Origin of the sequence: Desulfurella sp. (assembly GCF_049977265.1) — a bacterium.
In the GTDB taxonomy this organism is placed as follows: domain Bacteria; phylum Campylobacterota_A; class Desulfurellia; order Desulfurellales; family Desulfurellaceae; genus Desulfurella.
On sequence record NZ_JBMFGQ010000042.1, the window covers coordinates 1 to 9,605 of the forward strand.

Sequence of the window (9,605 nt, forward strand, 5' to 3'; positions counted from 1 at the left end):
CTTTACATGCGGTAAGTAAATATTGTAAAAAAAATCATTCATCAGTGTTTCTTCCTTTCTTTTTTGCTTCCTATCAAAATACTCTCCGCTTACAAGCTCGGATTTGATTTTAATTTCTATCTCTTTTACAAGTTCCAAGTTGGGAACTCTTTTTACAACTCTTTTATAATTGTATGAAACCACAACTTTATAAGTTTTTTTATCTTTAGGTATAGTTTGCTCGCATTTTTAACAGGTTCTATTTTTGACATCCTGATCCGTTCTACAAAACGGACACACAAGGTATATCATTAGCATACCTCCAATTGATTAATTGTACCATTTTAACAGTTTTTAAGCTTTGGTGTAATACATTTTTTAAGAATGCTGTTATGACGGAATTAAGCATGAAATTCGTGGTGCAAATATGGTGCAACAAAATACTAAAAATGGTTAAAAGTAATTAAAAAACTTTGTATTTTATCTTTATATGTTTTGTTAAATAATTGCTTTTTAAATAGGATTTTGAAAGGAAAATACTGGTGCCCCGAGCAGGAATCGAACCTGCGGCACCAGGATTAGGAATCCTGTGCTCTATCCTTCTGAGCTATCGGGGCATTTAGCCAAAGTTTTTATACTATTTTATACGGAATTTGTCAACTAGACACAATATAAATAATTGACTTATTTTAAAGCAAAAGTATAATCGTAAAAAGGAGTTTGCTATGGAAAATATTTGTGAAAACTTAAAAAAGATAAAACAGGAATTGGAAATTTTAAATCCAAATGTCAAATTAATGGCGGTTTCAAAAAACTTTAGCTATTTAGCTGTAAAAAAAGCTTATGAGTGCTCTCAAAAAATATTCGGGGAAAACAGAGTCCAGGAAGCAATTGAAAAAATTGAACTTGCAAAAGCAGACAATTTAGATATTCAGTGGCATTTAATAGGACACCTTCAGTTAAATAAAGCCAAAAAAGCAGTTAGCTATTTTGACTATATTGATAGTGTTGACTCAATAGAACTTGCAGAAAAATTAAATAAATACGCTCAATCTGAAAACAAAATCATAAATATAATGCTTGAAGTAAACATTGCGGGTGATTCAAAAAAATTCGGTTTTTCTAAAAATGAAGTTTTAGATGCTGCAAAAAACATAGTTAATTTTGAAAATCTAAATTTATACGGTCTTATGTGCATTGGGCCACAAGCCCAAGAAAATGAAATTAGAAAAGCTTTTAGGGATATGAAATCAATATTTGAAGATTTAAAGAAAAGCATTTGTCCTACTTTGAGCGAGCTATCGATTGGTATGAGTGATGACTTTCGTATAGCAATCCAAGAAGGCTCGACTATTATACGCATTGGAAGGAGAATTTTTGGCGAGAGAAGCTAGTCTAACAGGTAATATTACCCGTTTAAGCGACTTTTTGATACTTTTAGCTGTAATACTTATATTAACTGTCCTTATTGTTCCTCTACCACCTTTTTTGCTTGATTTTTTTATCACTATTTCGTTTGCATCTGCATTGCTTATTTTTTTTGTTAGTATTTATACACAAAGGCCACTGGATATATCTACTTTTCCTACAATTTTGTTGACTGTAACTTTATTTAGATTATCTCTTAGTATTGCAACTACAAGAGCGATTTTGCTTCATGGTGCGCAAACTGCTGATGCTGCAGGTGAATTTATTAAAACTTTTGGATATTTTGTTGTAGGTGGAAGCTATATCGTGGGTTTTATAATATTTGTTATATTGGTAATAATAAACTTTGTTGTAATAACAAAAGGCGCAGGAAGAGTAGCAGAAGTAGCAGCACGCTTTACTTTGGATGCTATGCCAGGAAAGCAAATGAGCATAGATGCTGATTTAAACTCTGGTGCAATTACAGAAACTGAAGCCAAAAATCGCAGACAAGAGATAGCAAAAGAAGCAGACTTTTACGGGGCTATGGATGGTGCAAGCAAATTTGTAAGAGGCGATGCAATTGCAGGACTTTTGATTACTTTTATAAATATAATTGGAGGTATAATCATTGGTGTGCTGCAGCACAATATGAGCCTATCCGAGGCAGCAAGCAGATATACTGTGCTAACGATTGGCGATGGCCTTGTTGTACAACTACCTGCTTTGATCATTTCCACAGCAGCAGGTATTGTAATTACAAAAAGCTCAAGCGAGGAAAGCCTTGCTCCTGATTTAATAAATCAAATCACGAAGCAATTCAAAGCGCTGTATTTATCAGCAGCTATACTGGCAATTTTAGCTTTAATTCCAGGTATGCCACACATTAGCTTGATTTTATTGGCGCTAATATTTGCATATCTAGCTTATTCTATATCGCAAAAAAAGGTGCAAGAAAAACTTGTAGAAGCTCAAATTATTCAAGAACAAGCTCAGGCGCCAGTTGTTGAAGAAAATATAGAAGAAGCTATGAAAATTAATGTCTTAGAATTGGAAATTGGGTATGGATTGATATATTTAACAGAAGAAACAGAGGGTGCTAATTTGCTAAATAGAATAAAATTAATGCGAAAACAGCTAGCCTTAGATATTGGCGTGATTATACCATCTATACGAATAAGAGATAATCTTACGTTTGATAAGAATGAGTATATTTTTTTGATAAAAGGAATCGAAGTAGGAAAATACAAAATCGAGACAGACAAGTTGCTTGCTATGTCACCTGCCCCACTTAAGCAAATAGAAGGTATTTCTACAAAAGAACCTGCTTTTGGTTTGCAGGCTATATGGATTGAGAAAGATAAGAAAAATGAAGCCATTGTGGCTGGCTATACAGTAGTAGATCCTGTAACAGTAATAATTACCCATATAACTGAACTTATCAAAAGAAATATATACGATATTTTCACGCGTCAAGATGCAAGTAAGCTTCTTGAAAATTTAAAAACAGATCATCCAAGGTTAATAGAAGAATTGGGCCAATATTTATCACTTGGGCAAATGCACAAAATTTTAAAAAATTTATTAAAAGAACAAATACCTATTCGAGACTTACTTACTATCTTTGAAACGTTGGCTGATTGGGCACCACATACAAAAGATTTAGACTTGCTAACTGAATATGTAAGAAGTGCTTTAGCCTATCATATAACCAATAAATATAAAGATGAAAATAATGTTTTAAATGTAATTTTGCTTGGCTCGAGCGCAGAAGGTATTTTAAGTGCCAATATTAAAGACGAAAATGGCTATTCATATCTGCAAATACCACCAAACATTGGCGATAAGCTTATACAATCCACACAAAACGAAATTGCAAAAGCTGCGGAAAGTGGAATTGAGCCCATAATTGTGACGTCGCCTAGAGTGAGAAGGCATTTTAAGTCCTTCCTTGAAAAATTTTTTCCAAGAGTGGCAGTTTTGTCATACTCAGAAATTGCAAATAATGTTGAAGTTAAAACTTTAAGCACAATTGATTTATGATAATAAAAACATTTGAAGCAAATAACCTTCAAGAAGCTATAAAAAAAATCAAAAAAGAATTAGGCGAAGAAGCTGTTATTTTATCAACAAGAAAAGTAAAAAAAGGCTCTTTTTTTTCGTTTTTTAAAAGAGAAATTATTGAAGTAACAGCAGCTATTGAAAATACAGACAATACAAAAAAAAACATTTTTTCAAAACTAATAGAACCTCAAAAAAATGAACAGCAAAAAGAAAATCTAGAAGAAAAAATTCAAAATTTGGAGAACTTATTAAAATATAGTACAAAAAATCCTTTACAGGATGTTGTAGAAAGCATAAAAAGCGATTTAGACAACCTTAAAAGTAGTCTTTCGTATATGGCCAAAAAAGAAGGTGAAATTGATATTTACAATTTGCCTATTTCTGTTCAAAAATACTTTAATCTTATGAATGAAAAAGGAATAAATAAAAAATATTCTTTCAAAATTTCCAAAGCTCTTTATGATAATTTATATGCTGAAAAACTTAAAGATGAAAGTTATACAATAGAATACTTAAGTGTTTTGTTGTCTCAATTTTTCAAAGTTATAGAACCAACAGAACAAATTGTTGTTTTAACAGGTCCAACTGGTGTAGGCAAAACTACAACAATTGCAAAACTTGCCGCCATAGAGAAATTAAAGAACAAAAAGAAAGTTAGTATAATAACAACAGATACTTATCGTATAGGTGCTGTTGATCAATTACTAACCTACTCAAAGATTATGGAAATACCAATGCAAGTATGTATTACAAAACACGATTTGCAAAAAGCAATAAATGATTTTATTGCATACGACAAAGTTTTTATAGATACAGTAGGTCGTAGCCAAAAAGACATCAAGCGCCTAGAAGAATCTTTTAATTTGTTTAAAGGCCAAAGTGGCATACATATAAGTCTTGTTTTGGCGTTAAATACAAAAGAAGACGATTGTATGGAAATTTATGAGAGGTTTTCTAATTTAAAAATAGATAGTATTTTGTTAACTAAGCTAGATGAAACTAACACACCTGGCACAATGCTAAATTTTGCAGTTAAAACAAAAAAGCCAATTTCTTTTATAAGTTTTGGACAGGACGTTCCAGATGATATTGTAAAAGCAGATCCATTTGGCATTTCTTCATTTATTATTAAAAAAGCAAAAAAAGAGGACGAAAATGAACGATCAAGCTAAAAGGTTAAGAGAATTGGTCGATACAAACAAGAAAAACCAGAAAGTTATAGCAGTTTCAAGTGGCAAAGGTGGTGTAGGAAAAACCAGCATTGTTGCAAATATGGCAGTTGCATTAAGTAATATAAATAAAAAAGTAATTCTATTTGATGGTGATTTGGGACTTGCAAATGTAGATATAGTTTTAGGCATTAAAACAAAGTACAGTATAATAGATGTAATAAATAAGTCAAAAACACTAGAAGAAATAATAGTTGATTATAATACAAATTTAAAAATCATACCAGCTGGCAGTGGCATAGAAGACATATCAAATGTTGCAGAAAATGATTTAATAGAACTATTAGAAAAACTCAATGAATTATCCAACCAAACAGATGTTTTGCTTATAGATACAGGTGCTGGCATATCAAAAAAAGTTATGACATTGCTAAAAAATGCCATAGATATAATAATTGTGGCAACACCTGAGCCTACTTCTATGGCAGATGCTTATGCAACTATAAAAATATTAACTTTAAACTACAATAGAAAGGATATAAAAATGTTCGTAAATATGACAAAAGATAAAAGTGAAGCTCAAAGTGTTTTTAACAACATGAACAATATTTGCGAAAAATTTTTAAATACAAAATTGGAAATGGCAAGTTACTCTATTTTTGATAAAAACTTGCCAAATTCAATTAAAAGCCAAAAGCCACTTATTCTAGACTATCCAGATTCAAGCTTTTCAATTTCTATAAAAAGACTTATAAATTACTTCTTTTCTCAAAATATAAAAATTATTGACAATCCAATTAAAAAGTTCTTTAATAACTTATTTAGGAGGTTATAATGTTTTTTAGTGCTTTTTTAGGTGGACTTTTGTCTTTTATTAGTCCTTGTATTCTGCCATTGATACCAATTTATATATCATATATATCAGGCGTAACCATAAAGGATCTTAAAAATTCTCATGATAAAAATGTTTATCAAAAAACTATATTAAACTCTATAGCATTTGTTATAGGATTTAGCATAATTTTCACACTAATGGGAACCAGTGCAAGCTATATAGGTACTATAATTGTTACTAATAAAATATTATTAGCAAAGATTTCTGGCATTCTAATAATAATATTTGGTATCTTTTATGTACTTAAATTCGATTTTATTTATAAATATTTGCGCATCAATATAAAAGTGAAAAGTGTTAATTTATTTACGTCTTTTATTATCGGAATTTTGTTTGCTCTTGGGTGGAGCCCCTGCGTAGGGCCAATTTTATCATCTATACTTGTTATTGCGGCAAACACAGCAAACCTGTCTAAAGGCGCAATGTTGCTTTTTGTATACTCCTTAGGGCTAGGCATACCATTTATTCTAGCTTCTATATTTATGGGCTTTTTTGTAAAATCATTCAATTTTTTAAGGACAAATTTAGTAACTTATGGTATGAGTGCATTTTTAGTTGTTATTGGGCTTTATATGTTTGTAAATGGCAGATTACCAAGCTTTTGAGCAACAATATAACCAGTTGAAAATGCCGCTTGTATATTAAATCCACCTATTGAGCCCGCAATGTCTAATACTTCACCACAAAAAAATAAACCATTAACAATTTTTGATTGGCATGTTTTTGGATCAACTTCGCTCAAATTTACACCACCTTTTGTGACAAACGCTTTATTAAAACCACATAATTTTACTATAATTTCGTAATTGAATAGCAAACTGAAGATTAAATTCAAATCTTTTTTTGAAATTTCTTCTATATTTCTGATTAGAAAAGGCATTTTTTTTATCAAATTATCAATAAATCGTTTAGGTAAATATTCTTTAATTAAAGGTTTTATTTTTTTAGTTTTAGTTAATTTATTGAGAAATTCCTCTTTTTTTTCGCCTAAAAAATTTATATATACTGCGTCACCATTTTTTACATGACAAGAAATATCTAAAATTACAGGCCCACTTAAACCAAAATGGGTAAATAGTAAATCATTATTAAAAATTTTATTTTTATGTTTTATTTGGACATTTTTTAATGAAATACCATTTAGGTTCTCAAAAAGATTATCTCTTATACAGAATGGAGTTTCGTAAGGTTTTGGTGGTATAATTTTATGTCCAAAAGATCTTGCAAACATATATCCGTCAGCACTTGCACCAAGCTGTTTATAACTCAATCCACCCGTAGCTACAACAATATTTTTTGACTCGTATATGTCATGATCCGTATAAACAATAAAATTAAATTTCTTTTCTATTTTAACTACCTTTTCATTTTCATGAATTTGAATTTTTTTATTCAAAATATATTTTTTTAATGCGTTAACAAAACTGTTTCCTTTTGAACCGCTTAAAAAAACTTTGTTGTTTTCAACTTGCGTTTTAAAGCCAAGCTCATTTATGAAACTTATTAGATCATCTTTAAAAAAAACTTTAAATGCATCCCTAAGAAAATCACCATTTGGAGCATATGATCTTAAAAAATCATTAAAATCGGCAAGATTTGTAAAGTTAATGCGCGAATTACCTGATATTGATAATTTTTTTCCAATTTTTTGTTTATCTATAATAAGTGTATTTTTATCACAAAAACAAGCACAAGCAAGACCGCTTGTGCCACCACCAATAATTATTGATTTATACAAGTGTAATTTTAACGCTATTTTTAATTAAACCAGCCTTAAATGCTTCGTCTAATAAAAGCTGCGACGCTCTAAGACCATCCTCACCCATATCTACGGTAAGTTTATTTACATACATACCTATAAATTGGTCTGCAAGACTTTCTTCCATGCCTCTTGCAAATTCTAAAGCGTACTTTACTGCCTCATTTCTATGTTCAAGGGAGTATAAAATACTTTTTTGTAGTATATCTGAAATTAAATGTTTTTCATCCAAAGATTTTTTTATTGCATTTACACCAAGAGGTAATGGCAACTTTGTTTTTTCAAACCACCATTGCCCTAAATCAAATACATTGAATAGTCCTGCCTCTTTAAATGTAAGTTGTCCTTCATGTATCACAAGACCAGCCTGTGCGTCTCCATTTATTACGTGTTCAAATACTTTATTAAATGGAACAATAAGCGTATTTAAATCTTTTCCAAGTAGTAATTGCAATTCTAAGAATGCACTTGTGTAAACGCCCGGTATTGCAATTTTTGATTTTTTAAGCTCTTCTAAACTCATGGATTTTTTTGCTACAATAATTGGTCCGTATTTAAAGCCCATGCTTGCACCACTTTTTAGTATATCATATTTGTCATCAATAAGCGGATAGACTGCTAAAGAAATAGCGGTAATATCGTAGACTTCATTAATTGCCTTTTCGTTCAAAGTTTGAATATCACTTAAGATCTGCTCAAATTCATATCCATGCGTATCTATTGCATTCTTGTTTAAAGCATAAAACATAAATGCATCATCTGAATCTGGACTGTGTGCTAACGTTAATTTTTTCATTTTACCTCCCTTTTCTCATTATTATAACATAAATATTTTTTTTATCAATTTTTTAAAAATTTTCTTGACTTAAAACTTCGTATTATATAAAATCATTAATACGATGCAAAAGGGATTAGAAAGAATCAAAAAAGCTTATTTGATATTAGATGATAACTTACTAGCAAGGCTTTTGCAATATTTACTCACGAGCGAGGGTTGGTCTGTTGAGTGGGTTGATGATCCTCGTCAAATGAAAGAAGAAATTTTTAATTATAATTTAATTTTAATTGGCAATCATAAAGGTATAACAACAAAAGTAAAGTTAGCTGAGGCTTTCTTAGAAAAGATAAACAGTGGTAATTTAGCACCAGGGTTAGTTAAACCTTCAATACTAATTTTAAAAGATGAATCGGATGTTATACCAAATGGTAGAGATGTTATTGTAATACAGACTCCATCATTCCATAAAGAAATCTTTTCAGCTATTTCAAATATTGATAGTAAATTAAAAACATTGGAAAAAATATCTCTTGAAAATTTTAAAGAAGTCAACTTGGGCGAGTTTTTAAATTCCATAAGAAGCAACCAAAAAATTAGTTTTTGGGTTGGCAATAAACAACTAAAGATAATTATTATCGGAAGTGAGATAAATTTCTTACATTCTGATTTTGATAACTATTATGATATATTTCAATATAATAGTCTCTACGTTTCTCAAGATATAATCGATATATCTGATTTATCAAATATATCTAATGAAAATACACCAAGACTAAGCTTGAAAAGTTTTATTTGGGAAGGCATTAAAAATATTACAAATAAAGATAGCCTCTTGGCGCTACTGCCCAAAGATAGGAATATTATCAATGTAAAAGCACCTTTATATGCTGTAAGAGGAGCGCTACTGCCTGGTAGTAACTTAGATATAGAGTGGCTAATGAATAACTCTGATTTGAGTATCGATAAAATAATGAGACGTTATAATTATGATAATAAAGTTTTGCAAAATATCGTGATTATGTATATGCTGCGTATAATTGATTTATCTTCAGATCAGGATGCTATTGTTAAGTTTGATGTAAAAATTAAAAAAGGGGTTTTACATAAAATCTTGGATAAAATTAGAGGTTTATAAAGATGGCAATATATAAAATTATTGTAACTGGCAGTTTCAATTCAGGAAAAACAGAGTTTATAAAGTGTATTAGCGAAATAGATCCTATTACTACTGACAAACCTGTAACCGAAAACGGTTTAAAAGATATAAAAAACTTTACTACTGTAGCTATAGATTTTGGCACTATAACAATAGATAAAGATATTATAATACATATTTATGCAACACCTGGTCAAGAGCGTTTTAAGTTTATCTATGATATATTAGAAAAAAATGCTCTAGCTTTAATAGTGCTTGGTGATATAACAAATAAAGAATCAATATCAAGTATGTATAAATATTATCGCGAATTTATGAAAATAAAAAGACTTCCTGCTGTGTTTGCTCTTACGAAAAAAGACTTGCCAAATAAAATTGAAAATGAAACTCTTGATCAA

9 protein-coding genes and 1 tRNA gene are annotated in these 9,605 nt (G+C 30.0%); 7 read left to right on the forward strand and 3 right to left on the reverse strand.

What is annotated here, in order from left to right:
- Nucleotides 1-519 precede the first annotated feature (519 nt).
- Nucleotides 520-596: transfer RNA gene (locus ACP5FO_RS07455), tRNA-Arg, on the reverse strand.
- Nucleotides 597-704: 108 nt separating this feature from the next.
- Between ACP5FO_RS07455 and ACP5FO_RS07460 the strand changes: the two genes are divergently transcribed.
- The 5 genes from ACP5FO_RS07460 to ACP5FO_RS07480 are packed head-to-tail and all read left to right on the forward strand — an operon-like array spanning nucleotide 705 to nucleotide 6,119.
- Complete coding sequence (locus ACP5FO_RS07460) at nucleotides 705-1,373, forward strand: YggS family pyridoxal phosphate-dependent enzyme (protein WP_428107720.1); 669 nt, start codon at nucleotides 705-707, stop codon at nucleotides 1,371-1,373.
- On the forward strand, nucleotides 1,357-3,429 hold the full coding sequence (flhA, locus tag ACP5FO_RS07465) for a flagellar biosynthesis protein FlhA (RefSeq protein ID WP_428157289.1): 2,073 nt from the start codon (nucleotides 1,357-1,359) through the stop codon (nucleotides 3,427-3,429). The genes ACP5FO_RS07460 and flhA overlap by 17 nt, the downstream gene beginning before the upstream one ends.
- Nucleotides 3,426-4,622: a flagellar biosynthesis protein FlhF gene (gene flhF, locus ACP5FO_RS07470; protein ID WP_428107725.1), complete on the forward strand. Its 1,197-nt coding sequence runs from the start codon at nucleotides 3,426-3,428 to the stop codon at nucleotides 4,620-4,622. The genes flhA and flhF overlap by 4 nt, the downstream gene beginning before the upstream one ends.
- Entirely contained in the window at nucleotides 4,606-5,454 is an 849-nt protein-coding gene (locus tag ACP5FO_RS07475) for a MinD/ParA family protein (RefSeq protein WP_428107729.1), read from the forward strand. Before flhF ends, ACP5FO_RS07475 begins: the two co-directional genes overlap by 17 nt.
- Complete coding sequence (locus ACP5FO_RS07480) at nucleotides 5,454-6,119, forward strand: cytochrome c biogenesis CcdA family protein (RefSeq protein WP_428107731.1); 666 nt, start codon at nucleotides 5,454-5,456, stop codon at nucleotides 6,117-6,119. The genes ACP5FO_RS07475 and ACP5FO_RS07480 overlap by 1 nt, the downstream gene beginning before the upstream one ends.
- On the opposite strand, the gene ACP5FO_RS07485 is transcribed toward ACP5FO_RS07480, so the two are convergent.
- Together ACP5FO_RS07485 and ACP5FO_RS07490 are read right to left on the reverse strand one after the other, a co-directional pair.
- Nucleotides 6,083-7,252: an NAD(P)/FAD-dependent oxidoreductase gene (locus tag ACP5FO_RS07485; protein WP_428107734.1), complete on the reverse strand. Its 1,170-nt coding sequence runs from the start codon at nucleotides 7,250-7,252 to the stop codon at nucleotides 6,083-6,085. The two genes, ACP5FO_RS07480 and ACP5FO_RS07485, sit on opposite strands and share 37 nt — an antisense overlap.
- A complete protein-coding gene (locus ACP5FO_RS07490; RefSeq protein ID WP_428107737.1) occupies nucleotides 7,245-8,069 on the reverse strand; it encodes a menaquinone biosynthesis family protein in 825 nt (274 codons plus the stop codon). The genes ACP5FO_RS07485 and ACP5FO_RS07490 overlap by 8 nt, the downstream gene beginning before the upstream one ends.
- A 103-nt stretch (nucleotides 8,070-8,172) precedes the next feature.
- On the opposite strand from ACP5FO_RS07490, the gene ACP5FO_RS07495 reads away from it, so the two are divergent.
- Both ACP5FO_RS07495 and ACP5FO_RS07500 read left to right on the forward strand, forming a co-directional pair.
- The gene (locus tag ACP5FO_RS07495; protein WP_428157290.1) at nucleotides 8,173-9,186 is read left to right on the forward strand and encodes a hypothetical protein; all 1,014 of its coding nucleotides are present in this window, start codon (nucleotides 8,173-8,175) and stop codon (nucleotides 9,184-9,186) included.
- Nucleotides 9,187-9,188: 2 nt separating this feature from the next.
- On the forward strand, nucleotides 9,189-9,605 hold a 417-nt coding region (locus ACP5FO_RS07500; RefSeq protein ID WP_428157291.1), incomplete at its 3' end, for a GTP-binding protein.

What these genes read in the sequence shown, in the direction of transcription:
- ACP5FO_RS07460 (WP_428107720.1), top strand. Translation starts at nt 705, where the DNA reads ATGGAAAATATTTGTGAAAACTTAAAAAAGATAAAACAGGAATTGGAA.
- flhF (WP_428107725.1), top strand. Translation starts at nt 3,426, where the DNA reads ATGATAATAAAAACATTTGAAGCAAATAACCTTCAAGAAGCTATAAAA.
- ACP5FO_RS07475 (WP_428107729.1), top strand. Translation starts at nt 4,606, where the DNA reads ATGAACGATCAAGCTAAAAGGTTAAGAGAATTGGTCGATACAAACAAG.
- ACP5FO_RS07480 (WP_428107731.1), top strand. Translation starts at nt 5,454, where the DNA reads ATGTTTTTTAGTGCTTTTTTAGGTGGACTTTTGTCTTTTATTAGTCCT.
- ACP5FO_RS07490 (WP_428107737.1), bottom strand. Translation starts at nt 8,069, where the DNA reads ATGAAAAAATTAACGTTAGCACACAGTCCAGATTCAGATGATGCATTT.
- ACP5FO_RS07495 (WP_428157290.1), top strand. Translation starts at nt 8,173, where the DNA reads ATGCAAAAGGGATTAGAAAGAATCAAAAAAGCTTATTTGATATTAGAT.